Origin of the sequence: Vibrio sp. TRT 2004, from assembly GCF_050113735.1 — a bacterium.
Classification (GTDB): domain Bacteria; phylum Pseudomonadota; class Gammaproteobacteria; order Enterobacterales; family Vibrionaceae; genus Vibrio.
In genome coordinates, this window is sequence record NZ_JBNJOH010000032.1 from 21478 (window position 1) to 44620 (window position 23143).

The 23143-nt window shown below is 44.2% G+C and carries 23 protein-coding genes; 11 read left to right on the top strand and 12 right to left on the bottom strand.

The annotated features are described in order from the left end of the window. Positions 1–160: 160 nt before the first annotated feature. The 6 genes from ACQEXR_RS13440 to gcl form a co-directional block, all read right to left on the bottom strand. Entirely contained in the window at positions 161–1297 is a 1137-nt protein-coding gene (locus ACQEXR_RS13440; protein ID WP_426951805.1) for a glycerate kinase, read from the bottom strand. A gap of 22 nt (positions 1298–1319) precedes the next feature. Further along, complete coding sequence (locus ACQEXR_RS13445) at positions 1320–2672, bottom strand: GntP family permease (protein ID WP_138971643.1); 1353 nt, start codon at positions 2670–2672, stop codon at positions 1320–1322. A gap of 181 nt (positions 2673–2853) precedes the next feature. Beyond that, on the bottom strand, positions 2854–3996 hold the full coding sequence (locus ACQEXR_RS13450) for a sugar diacid recognition domain-containing protein (RefSeq protein ID WP_427020526.1): 1143 nt from the start codon (positions 3994–3996) through the stop codon (positions 2854–2856). Between the two features lie 297 nt (positions 3997–4293). After that, positions 4294–5190 (bottom strand): 2-hydroxy-3-oxopropionate reductase, encoded by an 897-nt coding sequence (locus tag ACQEXR_RS13455; protein WP_426951807.1) that lies wholly within the window; start codon positions 5188–5190, stop codon positions 4294–4296. A gap of 52 nt (positions 5191–5242) precedes the next feature. Then, complete coding sequence (gene hyi / locus ACQEXR_RS13460; protein WP_427020527.1) at positions 5243–6019, bottom strand: hydroxypyruvate isomerase; 777 nt, start codon at positions 6017–6019, stop codon at positions 5243–5245. Between the two features lie 24 nt (positions 6020–6043). Next, positions 6044–7819: a glyoxylate carboligase gene (gcl, locus tag ACQEXR_RS13465; RefSeq protein WP_426951808.1), complete on the bottom strand. Its 1776-nt coding sequence runs from the start codon at positions 7817–7819 to the stop codon at positions 6044–6046. 312 nt (positions 7820–8131) lie between these two features. On the opposite strand from gcl, the gene aceB reads away from it, so the two are divergent. The 10 genes from aceB (at position 8132) to ACQEXR_RS13515 (ending at position 17881) form a co-directional block, all read left to right on the top strand. After that, positions 8132–9760 carry a malate synthase A gene (gene aceB, locus ACQEXR_RS13470; protein WP_427020528.1) on the top strand — a complete coding sequence of 543 codons (1629 nt, stop codon included), beginning with the start codon at positions 8132–8134 and terminating at the stop codon, positions 9758–9760. Between the two features lie 56 nt (positions 9761–9816). Next, positions 9817–10254, top strand: a complete 438-nt coding sequence (locus ACQEXR_RS13475) for a GlcG/HbpS family heme-binding protein (RefSeq protein ID WP_426951811.1) — start codon at positions 9817–9819, stop codon at positions 10252–10254. 376 nt (positions 10255–10630) lie between these two features. After that, positions 10631–11671, top strand: a complete 1041-nt coding sequence (locus tag ACQEXR_RS13480; protein WP_427020529.1) for a hypothetical protein — start codon at positions 10631–10633, stop codon at positions 11669–11671. Beyond that, a complete protein-coding gene (locus ACQEXR_RS13485) occupies positions 11646–12095 on the top strand; it encodes a hypothetical protein (protein ID WP_427020530.1) in 450 nt (149 codons plus the stop codon). The genes ACQEXR_RS13480 and ACQEXR_RS13485 overlap by 26 nt, the downstream gene beginning before the upstream one ends. An 18-nt stretch (positions 12096–12113) precedes the next feature. Beyond that, a complete protein-coding gene (locus tag ACQEXR_RS13490) occupies positions 12114–12545 on the top strand; it encodes a toxin-activating lysine-acyltransferase (RefSeq protein WP_427020531.1) in 432 nt (143 codons plus the stop codon). Positions 12546–12650: 105 nt separating this feature from the next. Then, positions 12651–12962, top strand: coding sequence for a hypothetical protein (locus tag ACQEXR_RS13495; protein WP_427020532.1), 312 nt, complete (start codon positions 12651–12653; stop codon positions 12960–12962). 348 nt (positions 12963–13310) lie between these two features. After that, the gene (locus ACQEXR_RS13500) at positions 13311–15065 is read left to right on the top strand and encodes a peptidase domain-containing ABC transporter (RefSeq protein WP_427020533.1); all 1755 of its coding nucleotides are present in this window, start codon (positions 13311–13313) and stop codon (positions 15063–15065) included. A gap of 5 nt (positions 15066–15070) precedes the next feature. Next, a complete protein-coding gene (locus tag ACQEXR_RS13505; RefSeq protein ID WP_427020534.1) occupies positions 15071–16354 on the top strand; it encodes an HlyD family type I secretion periplasmic adaptor subunit in 1284 nt (427 codons plus the stop codon). 10 nt (positions 16355–16364) lie between these two features. After that, a complete protein-coding gene (locus ACQEXR_RS13510) occupies positions 16365–17447 on the top strand; it encodes a cupin-like domain-containing protein (RefSeq protein WP_427020535.1) in 1083 nt (360 codons plus the stop codon). A 233-nt stretch (positions 17448–17680) separates the two neighbouring features. Next, positions 17681–17881: a hypothetical protein gene (locus ACQEXR_RS13515; RefSeq protein ID WP_427020536.1), complete on the top strand. Its 201-nt coding sequence runs from the start codon at positions 17681–17683 to the stop codon at positions 17879–17881. Between the two features lie 70 nt (positions 17882–17951). Here ACQEXR_RS13515 and ACQEXR_RS13520 read toward each other — a convergent pair whose 3' ends face one another. After that, positions 17952–18434 carry a MarR family winged helix-turn-helix transcriptional regulator gene (locus ACQEXR_RS13520; protein ID WP_269375329.1) on the bottom strand — a complete coding sequence of 161 codons (483 nt, stop codon included), beginning with the start codon at positions 18432–18434 and terminating at the stop codon, positions 17952–17954. 119 nt (positions 18435–18553) lie between these two features. Between ACQEXR_RS13520 and ACQEXR_RS13525 the strand changes: the two genes are divergently transcribed. Beyond that, on the top strand, positions 18554–19453 hold the full coding sequence (locus ACQEXR_RS13525) for a DMT family transporter (protein ID WP_269375328.1): 900 nt from the start codon (positions 18554–18556) through the stop codon (positions 19451–19453). Positions 19454–19508: 55 nt separating this feature from the next. On the opposite strand, the gene ACQEXR_RS13530 is transcribed toward ACQEXR_RS13525, so the two are convergent. The 5 genes from ACQEXR_RS13530 to ACQEXR_RS13550 form a co-directional block, all read right to left on the bottom strand. Further along, entirely contained in the window at positions 19509–20069 is a 561-nt protein-coding gene (locus tag ACQEXR_RS13530; RefSeq protein WP_427020537.1) for a sugar O-acetyltransferase, read from the bottom strand. Positions 20070–20153: 84 nt separating this feature from the next. Beyond that, complete coding sequence (locus ACQEXR_RS13535; RefSeq protein ID WP_138971580.1) at positions 20154–20576, bottom strand: hypothetical protein; 423 nt, start codon at positions 20574–20576, stop codon at positions 20154–20156. A gap of 200 nt (positions 20577–20776) precedes the next feature. After that, positions 20777–21658, bottom strand: a complete 882-nt coding sequence (locus tag ACQEXR_RS13540; protein WP_426951813.1) for an L-ribulose-5-phosphate 3-epimerase — start codon at positions 21656–21658, stop codon at positions 20777–20779. A gap of 9 nt (positions 21659–21667) precedes the next feature. After that, positions 21668–22315, bottom strand: coding sequence for a 3-keto-L-gulonate-6-phosphate decarboxylase UlaD (locus ACQEXR_RS13545; protein WP_138971582.1), 648 nt, complete (start codon positions 22313–22315; stop codon positions 21668–21670). A 4-nt stretch (positions 22316–22319) separates the two neighbouring features. Next, positions 22320–23141 carry a Cof-type HAD-IIB family hydrolase gene (locus ACQEXR_RS13550; protein ID WP_138971583.1) on the bottom strand — a complete coding sequence of 274 codons (822 nt, stop codon included), beginning with the start codon at positions 23139–23141 and terminating at the stop codon, positions 22320–22322. Between the last annotated feature and the right edge of the window lie 2 nt (positions 23142–23143).

A 23143-nucleotide genomic window follows, 5' to 3' on the forward strand; every position in this document is an offset into this window, starting at 1 on the left:
CAAAAAGGTTAGAGCCCGTTTCATTGAGCAAATCCCTGTACCTTATAAGACAAACCAAGTATAGATTTGAATGATAATATCGTAACAAACTTCCAAAGTTTCCATTAAATAAAAACGGCCACTAAAATCGTGGCCGTTGGAAACATGAGAATAAGGTAACTTAATCAAACTTCATTGCTAGCGCAGCCGCAATATTACGTGAGGTCATTTCGACGTTAAATGCTGCTTCTTTTAGCGCCGTCGGTAAGTCCGTCGCACCTAAAACGACACTGTACACCGCATCTAGACCATGATCGTGAACCACACGGCAGTCCTGCGCGGTACTGCCTGCGATACCAATCACAGGCAAGTTATACAGCTTAGCGGTACGAGCAACACCAATCGGTGTTTTGCCATGTATGGTTTGGCTGTCAATTCGCCCTTCACCCGTAATCACTAAGTCTGCATCTTTGATCACTTCAGCAAGATTGACGGCATCCATGACAATGTTGATCCCAGGACGGAGCGTCGCATTAAACAAACCAAGTAACGCAGCCCCTAGCCCTCCAGCAGCACCCGCTCCGGCTTGATCAATCACATCCTTACCGTTGGTCTGAAGAATCACCTTAGCGTAGTGAGCAAGGTTTGCATCTAGCTGAACCACCATTTCTGGCGTCGCTCCCTTTTGGGGACCAAAGATATGTGACGCACCTTTCGGGCCACACAACGGGTTATCAACATCACAGGCCACTTCCAATTGTACGGTCGCTAAACGCGAGTCCAGCCCCGACAAGTCAATACTGACCAAATCAGCCAGAGCGCCGCCACCAAAAGGTAAGTCAACGCCCTTTGCATCAACCAGTTTCGCACCCAGTGCCTGTGCCATACCCACACCGCCATCATTGGTCGAACTGCCACCAATACCGATAATAATATGGTCAACACCTCTATCAAGTGCCGCTTTAATCAGTTCGCCGGTGCCATATGTGGTAGTCAGTAATGGGTTTCGCTCATCGGGTTCAACTAAATGAAGGCCTGATGCTGCCGCCATTTCAATAACGGCAGTCGAACCATCACCAAGTAGTCCGTAAAAGCCTGTGACTGGCTGACCCAGAGGCCCCGTCACTTCAACCGTTACGATATCGCCTCCAGTCGCGTCAACGAGGGATTGCACTGTGCCTTCCCCACCATCCGCCATCGGCAGTTTGATGTACTCTGCGTCTGGCATGATTTCTTTGAAGCCACTTTCAATCGCAGTCGCCACTTCCATAGCAGTGAGACTTTCTTTGTAAGAGTCTGGAGCGATCACTACTTTCATATATGTTTCCTATTTTGGCTTGTTACAGAAGAACAAGACTTAGAATGTAAACCAGTGTCATTGCTGTCACGCCCTGAACCAGAGTTGCCATGGTTTGTGCGCGGTAAGCGAGTCCAACCGACATGCGGCTAAACTGCGAAACAACCCAGAAGAAGCTGTCGTTCGCATGCGATACCGTCATAGCACCAGCACCAATCGCCATCACTGTAAGTACTCGTCCCATTTCAGAGTCTAGTCCGAGTTGAGCTAACATCGGGGCAACAAGCGCAGACGTAGTCACTAGAGCCACCGTTGACGAACCTTGCGCAGACTTTAGGGCCGCCGCAACGATGAATGGCATAAAGATACCGACGCCCAAAGCAGACAAGGTTGTTCCTAAATATTCACCCAGTGGTGTTGCTTTTAGAACCGCACCAAATGCACCACCAGCACCAGTAATGAGTAGAATTGGAGCCGCCGCGGTAATGCCTTGGCTAATACGCTGACCAAACTCTTCAACCTTGTTGTCGCTCTTTAGCAAACGTACTGACAAGAACAAACCAATCAGCAGTGCAGTCAGTGGTTGACCTAAGAACACCAACACATCAAACAGTGCACCCTCACCCAAAGGTAGGCTTGGGAACTTGGCAATTGAGCCAAAACAGATCAATAAAATAGGCACAAAGATTGGTGCAAATGCCTGCCCCGCAGTCGGCAGCTCGCCGTAAGAGGCTTTAAGTTCTTTCCAGTCCTGCTTGATCTCTTCTGCCTGTTCAGCCGCATCTGGTTCAACATCTTTAAAACGATTAGCCCACAACATACCCGCTAGCGCTGCGGTTGCGGCAACAAAGATACCCACACCAATAACCAGACCTAGATTAGATTCAAGACCTAGATTACCTGCGGCAGCAATTGGACCAGGAGTTGGCGGCACGAATGTATGCGTTGCGTATAAACCCGTTGCTAGCGCCACACTCATTGCGACACTGGATGTTTTCATACGGTTTGCCAATGACTCTTTCAGCGAGTTAAGGATGACAAAACCAGAATCACAAAAAACTGGCACCGACACGATGTAACCAATAATGCTCATCGTCAGAGTCGGGAAACGATCGCCCAGTACTTTAATCACAGTATCGGCCATCGTAATCGCTGCGCCGCTTTTCTCTAGGATGACACCAATTATGGTACCGAGAACAATCACTAGGCCGATATAGCCAAGAATGCCGCCAAAACCTGAAGCGATGGTCTTAGCAATACTGTCAGCTGGTAAGCCATAAGCAAATGCAGCTAAAAATGCTGCTACGATGAGTGCTAAAAAGGGGTGTAACTTAAACTTGGTGGTTGCGAGGACGATAAAGGCTATCACCCCCAGCAGGATTAGGATCAGACTCATAATAACTCCGTTTATAGTAATGTTTGTTCTCTACGCCAGAACTCATTTCCGACATTGAGGGTGTCAGTAGGGACGGGGTTATTATTCAGTGATTCCACCATCATTCCTTTATGCAAACTGACAAATTTTAAGCGACCAAGACGCCCTAAATATGTCACATTGCACAAATTACTCTATTAAATTACAAACATTCAAGTGCTAAATATAACTGCACCTTATGATCTAACTTATTGATTTTTAAGTTAGTAATTTCTTCTATCTTATCTAGCCTATATCGCAGAGTATTGCGGTGAATATGTAGCGCTGCACAAGCTTGAGCTAGATCGCAGTCTTGATCAAAAAACACTCTGAGCGTCTTAATAAGTACGCCTTTGCTATCGTGTCGCACCAGTTTTTCTAGCGGTTCCGTCAGTTGAGAGCGCCTCCATTGGTCTTGTTTTAGTCCGCCAACCAATACTGACAACTTATGATCTTGATAGAACAAGATCGCTTCTTTGCTCTTCTCTGCACTCGCAAGCGTCGCTTTAGCGGTTTCGTAAGAGCGCGCTAAACCCGCTACCCCTGAAAAGTATTGCCCTAGTGCGATCTGAATTGAGAAGTCCGCTTCCTGCGCGATGCGTTTCAACAGACGTTTAACCCGCGCTTTCTCTTCATTCTGGTTCCAGTTCCCTTCCACAAGAGTCACTGGTTTTAGCACCACCACTTCGTTCATTGACACAGAGACTATGCCAACAATATTGTCTCGTTCAGGATAGTCCAAGAGATGCACCAGCTTCTGCAAATGCTCTAATGTCAATGACTGTCCCTGTTTCGGTATAACCTTTACTACGGCCGCAACTCTTGGCTGCGCAAGATTCAGATCCAGTCTCTCTGCGATCGATAGCAGTTGGTTCTCGTTTAGGGTCGACCCTTGTATTAGTTGCATCAGCAACTCTTCTCGATGACGCTTGTTCCACTGAATCTGTGCCATCAAGGCTTCTTGCTCAATGATCAGTTCTGCCGTCATCTTGACCAATTCGCCATAACTTCTGACGTCATCCGGTTGGCCCGATATGCCTACCACTCCGATCACTTTGTCTTGATAAAGAATGGGGAGATTGATTCCCTCTTTTACACCAATCAGTGTACTGGCAACCGTCTGATTAATTTCAATAGTACGGTTATCATGAATCGCCAGTAAGGCTCCCTCGTGAGTACGATGTAAACGGGTTGGATCACTGGATCCGATAATCTGTCCGTTCTCGTCCATAACGTTAACGGGAAACTGGATAATTTTCGTCGCACGTTCAACAATTTGACGAGCGATTAGGGTATTTAACTGCATCTCTTTTGCCCTGTGATATCAGCCTGTCGGCATACCCGATTAACATATCACAAGCCTCCCTCTATAAACTGAACTCACTATATTGCGCAGTTCACAATGAGAAGAAAAAATCCCGAAGTAAGTACGCCAGGTGCCTGCTAAGACGGAGCCCGATAAGCACTCCTACCTTTTGCCTTACAACGGGAACGCGTATAAAAGGAGACAAAAAACTACGCGATTTAGTAGCAATAAATTTAGGGTTCATACCAAACCCAAGGAGCAATAAAGGGAGAGGAATCCTTTACGCCCCGGATGGAATTACTTTCTGATTGAATGATCAGAGCGTTTCTCAATCGCTTTAATCAAAGCAGAATGATCCCAATTTTGGCCACCTAACGCCGCGCAATCTTCAAACAGCTCTTGAGCTGTGGCGGTATTAGGTAGTGCAACTCCCAGCTCTTTCGCGCCTGTCAGTGCAAGATCTAGGTCTTTTTGGTGTAGAGAGATTCTAAAGCCCGGATCGAAGGTACCTTCAATCATGCGCTCACCGTGAACTTCGAGAATCTTCGAGCTAGCAAAACCACCTAATAGAGCCTGACGGACTCGTGCGGGATCCGCACCGGCTTTTGAAGCAAACACTAACGCTTCAGAAACCGCTTCAATGTTTAAAGCAACGATAATTTGGTTGGCTACTTTACACGTTTGACCCGCACCATTGTCGCCCACCAAAGTGATATTTTTACCCATCGCTTCGAACAGTGGACGGGCTTTATCAAACGCTTGTTGTGAACCACCCACCATGATGCTTAAAGTGGCGTTAACCGCGCCCACTTCACCACCCGACACTGGCGCATCGAGATACTGAGCACCACTTTCATTAATACGTGCTGCAATCGCCTTGGTTGCCATTGGTGAAATCGAACTCATGTCGATAACCAATTTGCCCTCAGCGCTAGTCGCTGTCAGGCCAGCTTCAACACCTTTTTCACCAAATAGCACATCTTCAACCTGAGGTGTGTTTGGCACCATGAGGATAACCACATCGGCTAAACGTGTTGCCTCTTCTGGTGAGTGACAAACTATCGCTCCCGCTTGCACAAGATCCTTTGGCGGTGGGTTGAAATGGTCTGAAACCACAATGTCATAGCCTGCTTTTTGTAGATTGGCAGCCATTGGTCTGCCCATGATTCCAGTACCGATAAATGCAATTTTCATATTCTGTTCTCCGTAACTTGTGCCTACCTGTATAAGGTGGGCAATACCGTAATTAACGGTATAAGTTGATCCAATCTAAGCCTTCTGCTGTGGTTGTTTTCGGCTTGTATTCACAGCCAACCCAACCTTGATAGCCGAGATCATCCAAATGCTTGAGGATAAATGGGTAGTTGATTTCCCCCGTCCCCGGTTCATGTCGTCCTGGATTGTCAGCCAACTGCACATGAGCGATTTGCTCGATATTCGCTGACATGGTTGGTGCCAAATCACCTTCCATGATCTGCATGTGGTAGATGTCATACTGAATAAACAGGTTGTCACTACCGACTTCCTTGATGATCGCTTTCGCTTGCTCTGTGGTATTAAGGAAGAAACCCGGGATATCACGCGTGTTAATCGCTTCAATAACCAGACGAATACCCGCTTCTTTAAGTGCTTGAGCGGCGTAACGAAGGTTAATCACAAATGCGGCGTGTGCATCGTGTTGGCTTACGCCTTGTGGAACGATCCCCGCAAGACAGTTGATTTGGGTATTACCCAGTACTTTGGCGTATTTGATCGCAGTTGCGACGCCTACCTGAAACTCCTCAATTCGCTTTGGGTCCACCGCGATACCGCGATCGCCCGCTTCCCAATCACCGGCCGGCAAGTTGAAGAGCACTTGGGTAAGTTGGTTTTCATCAAGCTTCTCCTTAATTTGCTGCGCTTCTAAGGCGTAAGGGAAAAGATATTCCACGCCTGAGAAACCGGCCTTAGCGGCGGCTTCAAAACGATCTTCGAAGTCCAGTTCGGTAAACAACATCGAAAGGTTTGCTGCAAACTTAGCCATTTTGATTTCCTTATTCTGTCTTGATTAGCTGTTGTGAATCAGTGCTGTCGGCGCATCATCAACACTCTCTGCTAGCGCTTCAAACTCATTGATCGCATCTATTTCAACACCCATGGCAATATTGGTGACACGTTCAAGAATAACTTCAACAACCACTGGAACCTTGTGCTTATTCATGAGCTCTTTCGCTTGTGCGAATGCCACCTGCATTTGCTCTGGGTCAGTAACACGAATCGCTTTACAACCTAGACCTTCGACGACCGCCACATGGTCAACACCGTAGCCATTAAGTTCGGGGGCATTTTGGTTCTCGAACGCAAGTTGAACACAGTAATCAATGTCAAACTGACGCTGAGCCTGTCGAATCAAACCTAGGTAGGAGTTGTTCACCAATACATGGATGTAAGGCAAATTAAACTGAGCACCAACCGCTAATTCCTCGATCATAAACTGGAAATCATAGTCACCAGAGATAGCGACGATATCTCGATTTGGATCCGCTGCACGAACACCTAGTGCCGCCGGAGTTGTCCAACCTAACGGCCCCGCCTGACCACAGTTAATCCAGTGACGCGGTTTGTATACATGTAAGAACTGGGCAGCAGCGATTTGCGACAGACCAATGGTGCTGACATAACAGGTATCGCGACCAAACGCCTTATTCATCTCTTCATAAACACGCATTGGTTTGATTGGCGCATCGGTGTAATGGGTTTTACGTAGCATCGTCGCTTTGCGCTGCTGACATTGGCCCACCCAAGCACTACGATTTGGCAATTTACCAGCGTCTCGCCACTCACGAGCCACTTCAACCAAGAGTTCTAATGCCGCTTTAGCGTCAGAGACAATGCCTAAGTCTGGACAGAACACTCGACCAATTTGCGTCGGTTCGATATCAACGTGAACAAACTTACGTCCTTTAGTGTAAACATCCAGTGAGCCGGTATGTCGGTTCGCCCAACGGTTACCGATACCAAAGACAAAATCAGACTCAAGTAGAGTGGCGTTACCGTAACGATGTGCGGTCTGCAAGCCAACCATACCCGCCATTAGCTCATGGTCATCGGCAATAGAACCCCAGCCCATTAAAGTAGGGATGACGGGGACGCCAGTGATCTCGGCGAATTGCTGCAACAATTGTTCAGCGCCCGCATTAATCACGCCCCCACCAGAAACAATCACTGGATTTTCTGATTCGCATAGCATTGCCATCGCTTTCTCAACCTGAGCTCGAGTGGCTTTTGGTTGGTAAGCTTCCAACGGCTCATAGGTATCAATATCAAATTCAATTTCCGTTAACTGTACGTCTATCGGAAGATCGATAAGAACCGGACCAGGGCGGCCAGAACGCATCAGATGGAATGCATGCTGGAATGCTCGTGGCACCTGAGCGGGCTCTAGAACTGTCGTCGCCCACTTGGTGACAGGTTTGGCAATCGACTCAATATCAACCGCCTGAAAATCTTCTTTGTGCAAACGCGCACGTGGTGCCTGTCCGGTAATACACAAGATTGGAATTGAATCTGCCGATGCCGAGTAAAGACCGGTAATCATATCCGTACCCGCTGGGCCTGATGTACCGATACACACACCAATATTGTTTTGATTGGTGCGGGTGTAACCTTCAGCCATATGCGACGCACCTTCCACGTGACGCGCTAAAACATGATCGATTCCACCAAGCTTTTTCATTGCTGCGTACATTGGGTTGATGGCTGCACCAGGAACGCCAAAGGCAATGTTTACACCTTCCTTCTTCAACACCTCTACCGCTGCTTCAATTGCCTTCATCTTTGCCATGCGAACCTCCATTTCGATTGTATACAATTCAAAGATACTTTGTGTACTATGAATCATATTTAGAATTTGGCAACCCCAAATGCAACATTTTTTCAACATAGAGCATTTACTTTAAGCGTTCACTAACCCTTTAAAGCCTAGAAATCATTGCTTTACATAAAATATCTTTATATAAAAATAATTCCCCATACGCTCAAATGAAAAATAATTGTTAAATACCCTTTGATTGTTTACATAAATTGAAATATAAGTATTCGTGAACAATCAATTTTGTACACAAAATCATTCGATATTGTTTAAAGGAGACGAACAATGAGTATGAACGATGTAGCAGAAAGAGAAGAGACTGCCTGTCTACGCGTGGTTGGTAATACAGAGAACCCAGAATTCCAAGCCATACTGTCTAAAGAGGCTCTCTCTTTCCTAACCAAACTTGTAGAGAAGTTTGCACCGCGTAGAGATGCACTATTGCAAGCTCGCGAAGAACAACAAAAGCGTTATGACGCTGGCAAATTGCCAGGCTTTCGCGCTGATACTAAGCAAATTCGGAATGACAAGAGCTGGAAGATCGCCACACCCCCCCCAGAACTGCTTGACCGACGAGTAGAAATTACAGGTCCAATAGATCGTAAGATGGTGATCAATGCACTTAATTCTGGCGCTAAAGTGTTTATGTGCTGCTTTGAAGATGCGTCATCCCCAACATGGGAGAACATGGTTCAAGGTCAGATTAACCTACGCGATGCAAATGCTCGCACTATCAGTTATCACGATGAAGCAAAAAACAAACATTATCAGCTCAGTGATGACCCTGCACTACTGATTGCCCGTCCGCGAGGCCTGCACCTGCCGGAGCAATCAATTCAATACGCAGACAAACCCATTCCGGGTTGTTTGATGGATTTTGCGCTTTACTTCTATCACAACTATTTGGCACGTGCTGAGCAAGGACTCGGTGTGTACTACTACATTCCTAAGCTGGAAAGTATGGAAGAATCCCAATGGTGGGATGATGTTTTCTCATTCACCGAAGATTACTTTGGCGTTCAACGCGGCACCATTCGCGCCACAGTGCTCATCGAAACGCTACCAGCCGTATTCCAGATGGATGAAATGCTGTATGCCATGCGCGACCACATCGTCGCAATGAACTGTGGTCGCTGGGACTATATTTTCAGCTACATCAAAACGTTGAAAAATCACGCTGATCGCATTCTTCCAGACCGTCATGTGGTCGGGATGGACAAAGAGTTCCTCAATGCCTATAGCCAGCTGTTAGTGCGTACTTGCCATCAACGAGGAGCACTCGCGATGGGGGGGATGTCGGCCTTTATTCCAGCTAAAGATCCCGCAGAGATGGAGCGCGTGACCGCCAAGGTCATCGAAGATAAAGAGCGTGAATCACGCAATGGTCACGATGGTACTTGGGTGGCTCACCCAGCGCTAGTTGACCTCGCAATGTCGGTATTCGAAAAGAACCTTAATGGCAAACCAAACCAGCTTGATTTCGTTAGTCCAATCAACGAAATAGGAGCCGATTTACTGCTTAAGCCATGTGAAGGTAGTCGAGACGAAGCAGGCGTGCGCAAAAACATCCGCATTGCTCTCTACTACATCGAAGCATGGATCCAAGGTCATGGTTGTGTGCCGATTTATGGCCTGATGGAAGATGCTGCAACCGCGGAGATCTCACGTGCCAACATTTGGCAATGGATACATCATGGCGTCGTACTCGACGACGGACAAACCTTTACCAAAGAGCTCTTCCACCAATGGTTATACCAAGAGCTCGACACCATTAAACAGGAAGTGGGCGACACTCGATTTGCTGCTGGCCGCTTTGAACAAACCGCTGACCTTTTCTTCGAGCTGTCGACAGCAAAAGAGTTCGCCACCTTCCTGACCTTACCAAGCTATCAGCTTCTACAAGGAGCTGAGTAATACCTCGCTGACTTACATTGTGTAAGTCAGGCTGGTAAACGTTAACAGGAGATAACATGGGAAGTTTAACTCTAGAACAAGCACTGTCCGTCATAGACGGCACCTTTCAGGCAGGCTTAAAGAACAAATGCGCACCGCTTACGGTCGCTGTTCTCGACAGCGGGGGTAAGCTCATTTCCCTGCAACGTCAAGATGGCTCTAGTATGATGCGACCAGACATCGCCATCGCTAAAGCTTGGGGGGCACTCGCGCTCGGTTGTTCGTCGAGGAAACTCGCTCAGGATGCCGACAGCCGTCCTGCATTTATCTCCGCCGTTAACGTATTGGCTCACGGTAATATGGTTCCAGTGCCCGGTGGGTTGCTGATCCGCGATGCTGAAAAGAACATTCTCGGTGCAGTCGGTGTCAGTGGTGATCTGTCCGATATTGATGAGTCTTGCGCACTTGGAGGCATTGATCACGCACGACTCTACTGTGACGAAGCCATCTCTTAACTAACTTGCTAAAGGAATAGGCTCCATTAATTCATAATAATAACATTCTAAGTTAAATTATAGCTTACCAACCAAGCACCTAATCGGTTTCAATTATTTGAAACCGATTATAATCAACATTTTAATTATCGACACTGTAAACATTGTTGATTATTGCCAACATTTCCTCACTTTAAAATCTATATTTTTAAGTAAAAAAACCTACAAAAATATAGGAAACCATATCATCTAATTAACAAAACAATCATTAAAAAAAATAAAATATAGAATAAAAATCCCGAAGCAACAATAGTTATTATTTTTTACATAGAATGTATCCACAGGTCATGTATGGTAAAAATATGAATTGGCATTATTACACTAGATATGATGTATTATGAAAAACTTAAACGAATTTCACAAACTGGCCAAAACAAACCTAAAAAAAATCCTAAGTGAAATTAATAACAAAGATACAATATCACATGTAAAAATTGCATACTATTATACAAAATTAGACAGTTTATTGTTTGATATTCTATGTGAGATTAATTGGAGAAAAAACATAAAACTCCCATTAGACAAAAAGTGGGAATATGCAGTAATTCTCTATTCAAAAAAGTTACAAACAATATACTCAAATACAAATGAAAACATTAAGGAAAACCTCGATAAGCTCATGTGTGATAGACATAATGAAAGACATGAACTAAAGGGAAACAATATAATAACATTGAGCCCGCCTACCTTTTATCGTCTAAAAAACATATGTTTAAATCAGTTAAAATCAGAACCAAAAGCAACAGAAATAAGAAGAAAACCTGAAGATCTAAAACAAACATTCATCAAAATAATGAGAACCAATGATTGGAAAATAAAAAAACACTGGCTAAATTGCAACATCCACGAGCAGAATGGATTTAGTTCATCATTGACTTGTCTTAGTGGATATAAGAAGACTCCAAATATACTTTGGTATAACAATTTCATTATTGGAGACGATCTAGTTCTATGGCATGAGTTAGCTCATGTAATGCATTATAACCTAGCAATGGAAAATCAAAGTTTCTATCAATTTGAGCCATCAATATTAGTGAAAGAAATCATTGCATTTTTTTGGGAGGCTCTATCGCTTGTTTACATAACACAAACTACAAAACCAGATGAAGCGAAAGCTTTTTGGAATGCATATAAAGAGCAATCAGATTGGTATATAAAAAATGCAGGTGACTTGGAAAAAGAAAACAAAGTGGAGTACGGAAGTTACTACCCGCTAGCGAGAGCAACAGGAGAGCGCCTTGCTTTAGCGTTATTGGACAACCGAGTTTCGCGAAAGCAAATTATTGACTACATGTGCATGGGAGAAAAACTAACGGCAACCACTCTCATCCAAGCAGCAGGACTCAAGAACGATGATGAACCCATTACCACCAATTGAAGATAAAACTAACATTGATTTTCCTGTCGCACTTGGCGTGTTCGGTATGTTAGCCGCTCTTTGCACTCGACAGGAGCAGAGCATCGACCAAGCATATAGTTTGCTCGTCAATGCAGCAAATAAAGGGCGCAATTTTATCTCTTTAGACAAAGAAAAAAAGCCAACGGGTTTTGTTATATGGGCAAAAGTACCTAAATCCCGAATTAAAGAGATTCAAACGCATGGTTATGCATCGGAAGCTGAACGATTAGCTTTGTTAGAAGCATCCACTGACGACGGAGAGCCGACAATTTTATATATGCTCTCACCTTTTGGTCAGCATTTGAATGTAATCAAAGCGTGGCAAACAACCTTTGAATTCGAGCGAACTACGTGCTGGGCTCTGGCTGACAAGGGGTACGCCAATATCCGAAAACTGAGTTAAGCCTTTGGAGAAACAATAATGAGCACCAATAATTTCTATCGCAATCTAGGGTATTGCTTTCACCTACTTGCACATTCCAGCACGCATAAAGATTTCAACTTGGCAGACTATATGGACGTTGAAATCTGCCCAGCTAACTGGCGAGGTCAATTACGTGTATATAAAAACAATGAAAAACACCCAGTTGGTTTTGTGACTTGGGCGAAAGTAACCGAAAGCACCAAACAAGCATTGATTGAAGATAGCCGAGCCCTGTACTACCAAGAGTGGGATTGTGGTGATCATTTGTTCTTTAACGACTTTGTTGCCCCATGGGGAGGGGTAAAAGAGATCTTATCGGATCTGACGTCGACGGTGTTCCCTAAAGAGCAAGCATTTAGCATCAGCCGAGACAAAGAAGGCAAAACCAAAAAAGTACATCGCTGGACGGGTAAGGAATACGCCAGCTAATAATGAGGTGGCCAGAGGTGGATACACGATACATCGTTAAGTGTAACGGCCTGACGTTGTATCGCCTATCCACTTACATAATTCAATTAATAAGGAAATCAAATTATGTCTAAAGTATATAAGATTTGTAACTGTGTAGAAAGTGCTAACGGTATCGCCTTTGGTGGTGGCGGCGGTGGTGGCGGCGGTGGTGGCGGCGGTGGTGGCGGTGGCGGTGGCTATCCTGCATCACCAAGTGCTGTCGAACAGCAGGCAAATAGTCCGACTAGAGTCCCAGCAATAGTTTGCGGTACAGCAGCCGTCACAGCAGTTGCAGCCGTTGCTTCAGGTGGCACAGCTGCCCCTGCAGCAATAGGAGCTATTGGATCGTGTGTTACATCAATTGCAGTTACAAATGTAATGAATCAACAAAAGTAATTACACTTTGTATTAATATTTGATTTTTGGACGAGTATTTCACTCGTCCTTTATTGGACCACTAAAATGAACAAAAAAATAATAACCTTAACTATACTCATAAATGCTATAGTCATCATGATAATTTTATACACCATAGAAAATTATAGTATAAAAAACGACAGCTTTGTTTTTTTGATTTCAATCTTTCTTTTTATTTTTTCTTATTTATCATATTACTTAGTTAAATATATTTGTTACAAGACGAACCGAAAAAAATAATCACCATTATATGTGATTAATTACATACAAATCAAAGTCACACTCAGAATTTAAATTTCAAGCGCAACTGAATAACATAGGGCCTACGTGATAAAAATAATTACAAATTTACTAATTTTTAAACTTCGATCACCATTGTTTATAGTGCTTTTAAGTTCAATCTTTGGTTATATAATTTCACTATCTGTCCCATTATCTTTTATGGCGATTATAGATAGAGTTCTAGTTTCGGAAGGTAGCGCAACTCTTATTGTTATTCTTACTGTTTTAATCACAGCGGCTTTAATTGATTGTTCTTTATCGACACTAAGTTCAATTTTAAGCGCCTGGATGAACAATACTCATATATCGGAAGTAAGCCACCACTTCTTTGAGAAACTATTCAGCCTTAAAAAAACTGAAGTTGACAACACCAATGTCGGCGACGTGTTATCTCGCTTGGGTGAGTTAGATCAAATAAAAAACCATATATCCAACTGGCTCTCTCAATTTAGCTTGGATTTGATTTTTATGGTCATCTTCTTCATCGTGATCTTTAACCTTAATGCTTCACTTAGCTTAATACTGTTAATGACTGTACCTCTTCACCTATTGCAGTATTTCATTTTTAACAAAAAAATTAAGAAATCAAATGAACAGATGTTCTCTGCGAGCATTGATTATCAAAATAGGATGATAGAGAGTATCACCGCGTATGATCACCTTAAAGCAAACCGAAAGAGCGATGCGGTATTAGGTCGAATTTACCATGCATTCGACTTCAAACTAAGAAAAGGGTATGAACTCGCAAAGGTCAACATTTACTCTGGTCAATTATCTGAACTTATAAATAAGTTTTCTGAGGCTGTCATTTTATTTATGGGTGCAACCTATGTATTGGATCAGTCCATGACGTTAGGTGCATTAGTTGCCTTTAATATGATGAAAGATCGAGTAACGGGCCCCCTGCTTCGGTTAGCCTCAATTTGGGAAGAAATTGTCGCCTTCAAAATATCGTTAGAACGCGTAAACGTGATCATGGAGGCTGAATCTGAAAGCAGTGGAGAGCATCTGCATAAAATTAAAACGCTCACACAGGGTGTTCAATTTTGTAATGTTTCATTTCAATACAATCAAAATGAACTGGCGGTTAATAAACTCAGTGTAGAGATACGCCGTGGAGAAACCCTATGTATTTTGGGCGAATCTGGAGCAGGCAAGAGTACCTTAGCGAAGTTATTAGCTGGGAACTACGACCATTACCAAGGCGACATTTTATTCGATGGCATAGAACTCAAAGAAATCGCTTTACCTTCGCTACGAGAGCAAGTCGCTGTCGTGCAACAAAAGAGTATTTTGCTTGCCGGCTCCATCCGCGAGAACATTTTGTTCGACTCCTTAATCAATGATCACACATGGGTCGAAAGAGCTGGAAAACTGGCCGATATTCACGATTTTATTATGAGCTTACCCCAAGGCTACGATACCCCAGTAGCTGAGCAAGGAGGGAACCTCTCTGGTGGGCAAATTCAGCGGATTGCCCTTGCCCGTGCCTTCGCATCAGACAAGCAGATTATGATTCTGGATGAAGCGACCAGTGCTTTAGATTACGAAACCGAAGCCAATATTGTGGCCAATTTGGCGCAGCTAAAAACAGACAAAACCATCATTATTATCACTCACCGCTTATCGTTAGCGCGGATTTCCGATGCCATTATTTACATGAAAAGTGGCGAGGTGCTCGAACAAGGTAACCATAAATCGTTAATCAACGCACCAAGTCACTACCGTAAGCTGTACCAATATCAGATAGGTGAAGTGCCTTCGAATAGTGCATTACCAGCGCCTGACAATGCGGGGTGAATAACATGACGGAAATTTGTTTTCACCCAGAAGTGTTAAGGAATCGAGCTAAACATAAAGCTCCATTCTCCTCCAGTTTAATAGTGGTGATGATCGTTTCCATCATAATCGCCATTGTTATTTCGGTTTACTCGGAAATTGAGATCATTTCACCAACGACAGGACGCATTATTCCAGTAGGGAAAGCGAACACGGTGCGGAGTACATCGATGGGCTTAGTCGAAGAGGTACGTGTTGAAGAAGGGCAGCAAGTTCGGCAAGGGCAAATACTGGTGACGTTAAACACCAAGCAAATTACGGCAGATATAACGTCTGTATCGTCTGAGCTCATGGATGTACAAGCAAGAATTAATGCACTTGTGCCATACAGGCAATTAACCGCAATAGAAAAGCAAGAGGAGTTCTCAAACCTCTATCAAGAAATTGCCTATGCCAGATACCTAAAGCTTAATAATGATTTAGAGGATCTAGACGAGCAAAAACGCGAGCTGGAGTCGGAAAATGCGGTAATCGACCAGCAAAGAAAGCGATTGATGAAACAGTTACCATTGGAACAAAAGCGATTGCAAGCTAACTCTCAGCTTAAAAATAGCGGTTACGCCAGTGAAATGACATTCCTCAACCAAGAAGTAAAATTGGCTCAGCTTCAATCCGATATTTCACTAAGTCGTGCACAGTCTTATGCCTTGAATATCAAGATAGCCAACTTAGAAAAAGACAAGAAAAAAGTACAAGACAGTTTCCAGTTGGCATTAATGGAAGAGTTAAGGGTGCTTAAGTTGAAAAAAGTCGATCTTGAGCAACGGTTAGCAAAGCTGGAAGAGGTGCGCCGAAATAGCCAAATCAAATCTCCTATCAGTGGGGTGGTTCAAGAATTGTCGGCAATTGATCAAGGGAATTACATTGAAGAAGGGGAAGTACTACTCAAAGTCATCCCCGCCGATGCACCGCCGATTGCGGAAATCATGATCCCCAGTAAAGACATTGGGTTTATCCATGTCGGTCAAAACGCTCGCGTGAAAGTGGATGCGTTTTCCTACACTCGATATGGCAGTTTACCTGCTGAAGTCAGCTACATCTCACAAGATGCTGTGATGGAAAATGAACAGCTCTTTTACCCAGCTTATCTAACGCTAGAAGAAACACACTTCGATATCAAAGGCAAAGAAATGCGCGTTCAATATGGCATGTCAGTAAAAGCGGACATCATTACCGGAGATCGTCCTTTGATAGATTATTTCATCGCACCGATTAAAGAAAACCTCGATCAAGCACTAATTGAAAGATAAGGATATAGTTATGATTCCATTGATGAATGTGTTACGGCAAGGCTTTGAAAACCCAGAAGGGTTGCCCATGAGTTGCCAGTTTTTGTTTGAACAACAAGATAAACAAGCAACAGGTTTTTATATCCAGTGTGATTCTAAAGGTGAACAGATTAAAGAAGGGGTTATATCCAATCCGAAATGCACGATTCGGTTGCCTCTGAACTTAGCTCAACAGATTGAGCGCGATATTACGACCATTGACTACCGTGATCCTGAGATTATTGGACAAATTAAATTCGAAGGAGATGAGCATATCGCCAATCATATGGCGAAAGCGATGCTCCAACCAAATGAATGGATTCAATCTCGTTTTAAAGAAGCGGAAGAGCAGCACGCTGAAATGAACGCGGAATCCATTTCAAATTTTGCTCGTTTATCCAACCCTACCGAAATCGAACTACTTGAAGAATTAGCCAAGAATAGACCATTTATTGTAACAGACATGGTATTGCCTAGGGATCACACTTACTGGACATTAGACACGCTAGATGAACACTTTGGGGATGAAACAGTTCGCGTTCGATCGGCTGAAGACAAAGAAACCATGCGTCAATTTACACAACGTATGCGCGAGTTTGAAGTAAGCTACGATAAGAACTTTGTGGAGGGGTTTACCAAACCGTATACAGAAGGAGCGTCGTTACCAGAAGCAATGAAACCCTGGTTCATGCCCCTTTATTTTACAGCTGAAGACTTTTCCGATCCTCAGATATGGCTAGGTTGTGTTCCCACACACATACCGGCCAGTAGTTTACACCGTGATCCCATGTGTGGTTTTTTATATCAAATTATTGGGCGTAAAAAGCTATTGGTGTACTCAGCAGACCAAGCCCCCTACTTGTATCCAATGAAGGCGTACAACAGCAATTATCAACCCTGCTGGGTAAAACCAGAAGACCCCAACTTAGATGTATTCCCTCAATTTAAAAATGCCAAGGTCGTTGAGGTGATACTACATCCAGGAGAAATGTTGGTTCAACCTAAAGGGTGGTTTCATAGTGTATATGCGTTAGACAGCCCTACTTTTTCGGTAAGCTACTTCTGGCGTTACTGAATCTTATCCATTCAATTAAAACTTTCTCGTTACAAGGAACTGATATGAAGGTTTGGAAAACACTCTTACTCGCAGGATGGGCTGTCATTTTACTTCTCCGCGCATAGGTGCGGCTTCAATCAAAGAGCGAGTTGCATTTCTCATTATCGCAAGCAATTAAAGAGGTTACATATAAATTTTAGCTGATGAAAGAAAAAGGGATTAGCGTTCAAGAGCTACAGCAGTTCAAAACTATGCTTAGAGATTCATTTGCTTCAACGCTCTCTGATGATCTGAGTACTGCGTATGGCAATAACGCTGCGGTGGGTATTAACGACTATGATGCGCTCAACTATGAAGAAACCTTTAACGAAATTACGTTAGATTATGTTAATGCCTTAATACCGAATTTTCTTCCAGATACAGGCATTAGTATTGGAATCCTTACTGAATAAATAATTTCTTAAAAAACAACGCCAACGATTCGTCGCTGGCGTTCTAGTTTGAAAATTCCCATCTCAATAACTACTCATACTGAGTCAACCAACTCTTTAGAATCGTATTGAGCTGCTTCTTCTGATTAGCATTCATACCTTTAACCAGCTTGGCCTGAACTGCCGCATGCTCTTCGATGATTTTATCAATCAGAACAAAACCATCTTGGGTCAGTTCTACAGTGACGCTGCGGCGATCTTCTTTGCTGTGCTCTCGGCTAATCAGCCCTTTTGATTCCAGTTTATCTAAGCGGTTAGTCATCGCTCCAGACGTTAACATCATCGAATCAATCAGCTCTGAGGGAGTAAGGCGAAAGGGTTTCCCGCTGCGACGCAGTGTCGCCAGTACATCAAACTCTCCCAATTTTAGGTCATAGCGCTTATGTAGCTGAGCAACTTCAGTCTCCATATATTTGGCGATTCGCATCAATCGACCCATAATCGCCATCGGCTCTGTCTCTAGATCCGGCTTTTCCTTAGCCCAATGCTCTACTACTCTATCAATAGCATCCATGAATGTTTGTCTCCAGTAACAAAATGCTGTGTCGAATATCTTAACATAGAGATACTTTACAAACAGCGATTTTAAGCGTACATTTCTCACAAAAGTATCTTAACGTAAAGATAGTTATTATGAATATACTACTTGCCATGATTCCGGCATTCTTTTGGGGAACCACCTATGCGGTCACGCAATATACACTTGCGGACTGGCCTCCCCTATTACTGGGCGCGATTCGCGCACTACCAGCCGGACTTCTGTTGTTGGCATTCAGACCTAGTCTGCCGAAAAAAGGCGACTGGCAAATCCTATTTAGTCTTGGATTAATCAACATCGCGACCTTCTTTGGTTTGATCTTCGTGATGGCCCTGACTCTGCCATCGGCGATTTCCGGCGTCGGGATGATTTCTGTTCCAGTGTTTGCCATGGTTTATAACTGGCTGATCAACAAACGTCGCCCAGGTATCATTCAGGCGGTAAGTGGGGCGGCCTTAATTGTTTTGGCGTGGATGTTGTTTGATCCAAGTTCAATCACGCTCAACCCTATTGGCCTAGGCGCTATGCTGGCAGCCATCATGTGTATTGTTGTTGGTAGTTCGCTAACTAAATCACTGGGTAGCCGGATGCACTGGTGGACAGTGTTAACATGGCAACTGATTCTTGGTGGTGCGATTTTATCGGTTGCCGCAGGCGTTCAAGCTACGATGGAGCCGACTAAGTACGCGGCGCTGGCGCACAATTTCTCAATGACTAACTTGTCAGGTCTACTTTGGGTGGTTGGTTTGAATACCGCTCTTGGCTATGGCATGTATGTTTGGTTGTTGCAACGCATGTCTGTCGTCGACTTTACGTTTGGGGGAATTGCTAACCCAATTGCAGGTATTGTCTCAGGGCTGGTACTGCTTGGAGAGTCTTTCACACCATTCCAGTACAGCTTAATGGTTGGCATGATTGTGATGTCATTACTGCCTCAAGCCATACTTGCTATCCGGCAAAATCGCCCAGCCCCTGCTGAGTGCCAAACCCAATAGCCTAAAAAGCCGGATTGATGCCATGAGTTCTCTCGTAGCATCAATCCAATTGGCTCTATGACTGCTCAATAGGTTTAAGTACCCGACATGGATTGCCCGCCGCAACAACATTGGCCGGGATATCTTTAGTCACCACACTGCCTGCACCAATCACGCTGTTATCTCCGATGGTCACACCTGGGCAAACAATCACGCCACCGCCAAGCCAGACGTTATCACCTATGACAATCGGTGTACCAAACTCCACCCCTTCCTCGACGCGGCCTTTAACATCTAAAGGATGACCAGCCGTGTAAATCTGTACATTGGGGGCAAACAGCACATTGTCACCAATCGTCACCTCAGCCACATCCAACACAACACAGTTAAAGTTGGCGTAGAAGTTCTTACCAAGCTTGATATTAGAGCCATAATCACAGCGAAACGGAGGCTCTAGATACGCCTCTTGTGAATCAGGGATCAAGCGATCTATCGCGGATCGCCACTCATCAGTATTTGGAATGCTGTTGTTTAACTTTTGCAAAACTTTACGGCACTCAATTCGTTCATTGTAAAGTTGCTCATCCCATGCCTGATAAGGCTCACCCGCTAACATTTTCTCTTTTTCAGTTCTCATTACTGTCACCGCTATCGTATTCTGACATCTCTGCGTCTGCGTGAAATATCGCGCATCAACAACAATTTTACGCCTGAGAATGCCTCATTTGGTGACGAAAAACTTGCTATAAGTGCTCACTTGACCGTTGATGTACTCGATACCACTATGGATGTTATCAGTGCTGCTACCAACGATTTGGTACTCTACGACAAATTCACCACTAATCACCTTAATAAATAAAAATCCATCGACCACCTTCCAAAGCCCTTGAAGAGATTTATCGCTGAAGAGATCTTTTTCCAATAGTGTGCCATTAGGGTTAAGGCGGATTTGTGACGCAAAACCATCAATATTCACTTTGACCCAAGTCTGTTGATGGACTTCGTAGCTCAATATTTTACGATGTTTTTTCACCCACTCAATGAGCTCTTGCTCTTGGCTAGCAGTCAAGGTCGGTAAATCTTCCATCTCCAACAACGTGTGATGTTTTTCGTACCAGAACAGTTGTAAGTGAAGCAGTTTCATGTGCGTAGGCAGCTTATCGGTGGAAAAGTCAGCGCAACTTTGCGTCAAGCTAAGCTGTAAGTCAAATCTTATACGTTCGACTGAAAGTGTGCAGCATAATACGGGGGGGATTTATGCTGCACTATCCCATTTGGGATCAACGGTGCTTAAACAAGCTCCGGAGCAGGAGGCTCTAGGAAACTAAAATATTTAACGCAGAACTAAGCCGCAAATAGTTTCGGCAGATTGGCATGGTCACAAGCTTGATTTAATCTGTGTTGAGCAGTCATTATGTTCTGTTTCCAATTATCATCTTGCGCCCACATTTCAATGACCAATGGTACAACACAATCCGTCTGCTTAAGCGTAGTAAAGATGGCGTTGAAATCGACCTCACCCTCCCCTATGACAAGATCCCGAAACTGACCTTGAGAATCAGGCGTCACTCGGTAGGTATCTTTGAGATGAATCTGCGTGATATGTGGCTTGCTCAACTTTAACTCTGTCACGACGTCATAGTTCCACCCAGAGATGTTACCTACATCGGGGTAAGCGGTGAAGTACGGAGAGTCAACTTCTCGACGTAGCAGCTCAAATTTACTCAAGGAGTTAAGATAGTCGGTATCCATTATCTCAACCGCAAGCATCACACCCGCTCGTTCGGCTAACTTAGCAGACTGTTGCATCCCTTCGATAAATCGTTGGTGAGATACATGATTTGAAGGCTCATAGTAAACATCGTACCCAGCAAGTTGAATGGTACGAATCCCCAGTTTGTATGCCAATGCAATCGCTTTTTCCATATGCAGTAACGCTTGCTTGCGAATTTCAGGATCGGCAGAACCAAAAGGAAATTTGCGGTGCGCACTTAAACACATCGACTGCAAGGGCATAGCGTACTGCTCACACTGGTGACGCAATGCATATATGGTCTCGTCATCCCAATCCAAACGGCAACGACGTTCATCAGACTCATCAACAGATATCTCAAGAAAATCAAAGCCAAGTTGCTTGGTGGTTTTGAGCTTCTCTTCCCAACTAAATCGATTAGGCAGCGCCTTTTCATACAAACCAACACGATGACGTTGCAAGTTTTGAAACATAGCTTCCCCCTAATTCCAGAAACGGTCAATTTGAGTACGTAGAGATTCCGCCGTTTGCTTGCCCGTTTCTCCCGCTAAGGCACGGCCAGCGATAAAAGTTTTCGCTTGAATACCTTCAAACAGGTAAATATCTTCAGGCACAATACCGCCTGTAATCGACAATTGAAGCCCCAGTTCAGACAGCGCGCGCATCTTATCCAGATCCTCTTCACTCCAGCCAACCCCCGCCAATTCAGCATCTCGTGAGCGGTGATAAATGGCTTGTGAGATACCAAGATCGACCCAAGCCTGCGCATCGGTCATCGTCCAGTTGCCATAAATTTCAATCTGAATTTCACCACCATGTTCATCCGCAACTTTTTTGCATGCTGCAATCGTGGCAATGTGCGCGGCAGCCGAAACCGTGATCCAATCTGCACCCGCTTCAAAAGCCATTTTAGACAGAATGGCACCACCGTCTGTGGTTTTCATGTCACATACAAGAATATGTTTAGGGTGATTTTTGCGTAAGGTAGAAACCGCATTCATCCCTTCGGCAAACGCTAAAATGGTACCGATCTCGATGACATCTACAAAACTTTCAACATTGCTCGCCACTTCAATCGCAGCGGGCAGGTTAGTTTGGTCTAGAGCAATTTGAATCATTGGTTTTGCCATTGTTTTATCCCTTAATTTTTTCACGTATTAGACGGGCTAGCCCATCATGGTTATTATCTGTAGAGCACACGAGCTTTGAGTGTGATTTAACCTGGTCGTCAGCATTGAGCATGGCAACCCCTAAATTGGCGTATTGCAGCATTGAGATGTCATTGTGATTATCTCCCACTGCAATCACATGATTGGCGTGATAGCCTAGCTCGGAAACATACTCAGCTAGGCGATGACCCTTACTGTTACCTTTGGCGGAAAAGTCGATTCGATTTGACCAAGAACGTTCCCCATTAAACTGTCTTTTGACCCATGGATGTTCTAGTAAACGCTCTACAGAACTCGGACACCCTTCGACGACAAATTTCCAAATGTACGGACTCTGTTTCGCCGTTTCGCTGAATGAATCCACTCGGTAGATCTTCGGTCTAAGGGAATTTGGTACCGTACTTGCCCACCCTTCTAAGGCTTGCATATAAGTAATCGGGTTGTAGTTTGAGTAAGTCATCGCATCGGAGATATACATCACCATCTTGACCTGAAACTCTCGTGCTAATTCGATAAAGACCAGCGCATCATCTTTCGCTATCGCATTGTGCTTTAGCACCTGATCGTTGGCATAGTCGTAGACATAAGTGCCATTACAACAGATGATCGGTGTGTCTAGTCCAAGTTCGTAATAATAGGGTCTAGCTGCGGTATGATGGCGTCCAGTGACCACCACCACTTTGCACTTGTGCTTAGCTTCTTGAATTGCTTGCCTTACTTGTGGATGGATAGTGTGTTCATCAGTCAACACTGTGCCATCCAAATCTAATGCTAATACTTTGTACATCG

Excerpts from the sequence above, each read along its gene's own strand:
- ACQEXR_RS13445 (WP_138971643.1), bottom strand. The coding sequence starts at position 2,672 with ATGAGTCTGATCCTAATCCTGCTGGGGGTGATAGCCTTTATCGTCCTC.
- gcl (WP_426951808.1), bottom strand. The coding sequence starts at position 7,819 with ATGGCAAAGATGAAGGCAATTGAAGCAGCGGTAGAGGTGTTGAAGAAG.
- ACQEXR_RS13480 (WP_427020529.1), top strand. The coding sequence starts at position 10,631 with ATGAAAAACTTAAACGAATTTCACAAACTGGCCAAAACAAACCTAAAA.
- ACQEXR_RS13440 (WP_426951805.1), bottom strand. The coding sequence starts at position 1,297 with ATGAAAGTAGTGATCGCTCCAGACTCTTACAAAGAAAGTCTCACTGCT.
- ACQEXR_RS13475 (WP_426951811.1), top strand. The coding sequence starts at position 9,817 with ATGGGAAGTTTAACTCTAGAACAAGCACTGTCCGTCATAGACGGCACC.
- aceB (WP_427020528.1), top strand. The coding sequence starts at position 8,132 with ATGAGTATGAACGATGTAGCAGAAAGAGAAGAGACTGCCTGTCTACGC.
- ACQEXR_RS13545 (WP_138971582.1), bottom strand. The coding sequence starts at position 22,315 with ATGGCAAAACCAATGATTCAAATTGCTCTAGACCAAACTAACCTGCCC.
- ACQEXR_RS13535 (WP_138971580.1), bottom strand. The coding sequence starts at position 20,576 with ATGAAACTGCTTCACTTACAACTGTTCTGGTACGAAAAACATCACACG.
- ACQEXR_RS13515 (WP_427020536.1), top strand. The coding sequence starts at position 17,681 with ATGCTTAGAGATTCATTTGCTTCAACGCTCTCTGATGATCTGAGTACT.
- ACQEXR_RS13525 (WP_269375328.1), top strand. The coding sequence starts at position 18,554 with ATGAATATACTACTTGCCATGATTCCGGCATTCTTTTGGGGAACCACC.
- ACQEXR_RS13490 (WP_427020531.1), top strand. The coding sequence starts at position 12,114 with ATGAGCACCAATAATTTCTATCGCAATCTAGGGTATTGCTTTCACCTA.
- ACQEXR_RS13485 (WP_427020530.1), top strand. The coding sequence starts at position 11,646 with ATGATGAACCCATTACCACCAATTGAAGATAAAACTAACATTGATTTT.
- ACQEXR_RS13505 (WP_427020534.1), top strand. The coding sequence starts at position 15,071 with ATGACGGAAATTTGTTTTCACCCAGAAGTGTTAAGGAATCGAGCTAAA.
- ACQEXR_RS13455 (WP_426951807.1), bottom strand. The coding sequence starts at position 5,190 with ATGAAAATTGCATTTATCGGTACTGGAATCATGGGCAGACCAATGGCT.
- ACQEXR_RS13450 (WP_427020526.1), bottom strand. The coding sequence starts at position 3,996 with ATGCAGTTAAATACCCTAATCGCTCGTCAAATTGTTGAACGTGCGACG.
- ACQEXR_RS13530 (WP_427020537.1), bottom strand. The coding sequence starts at position 20,069 with ATGAGAACTGAAAAAGAGAAAATGTTAGCGGGTGAGCCTTATCAGGCA.
- ACQEXR_RS13550 (WP_138971583.1), bottom strand. The coding sequence starts at position 23,141 with ATGTACAAAGTATTAGCATTAGATTTGGATGGCACAGTGTTGACTGAT.
- ACQEXR_RS13520 (WP_269375329.1), bottom strand. The coding sequence starts at position 18,434 with ATGGATGCTATTGATAGAGTAGTAGAGCATTGGGCTAAGGAAAAGCCG.
- hyi (WP_427020527.1), bottom strand. The coding sequence starts at position 6,019 with ATGGCTAAGTTTGCAGCAAACCTTTCGATGTTGTTTACCGAACTGGAC.
- ACQEXR_RS13540 (WP_426951813.1), bottom strand. The coding sequence starts at position 21,658 with ATGTTTCAAAACTTGCAACGTCATCGTGTTGGTTTGTATGAAAAGGCG.
- ACQEXR_RS13495 (WP_427020532.1), top strand. The coding sequence starts at position 12,651 with ATGTCTAAAGTATATAAGATTTGTAACTGTGTAGAAAGTGCTAACGGT.
- ACQEXR_RS13510 (WP_427020535.1), top strand. The coding sequence starts at position 16,365 with ATGATTCCATTGATGAATGTGTTACGGCAAGGCTTTGAAAACCCAGAA.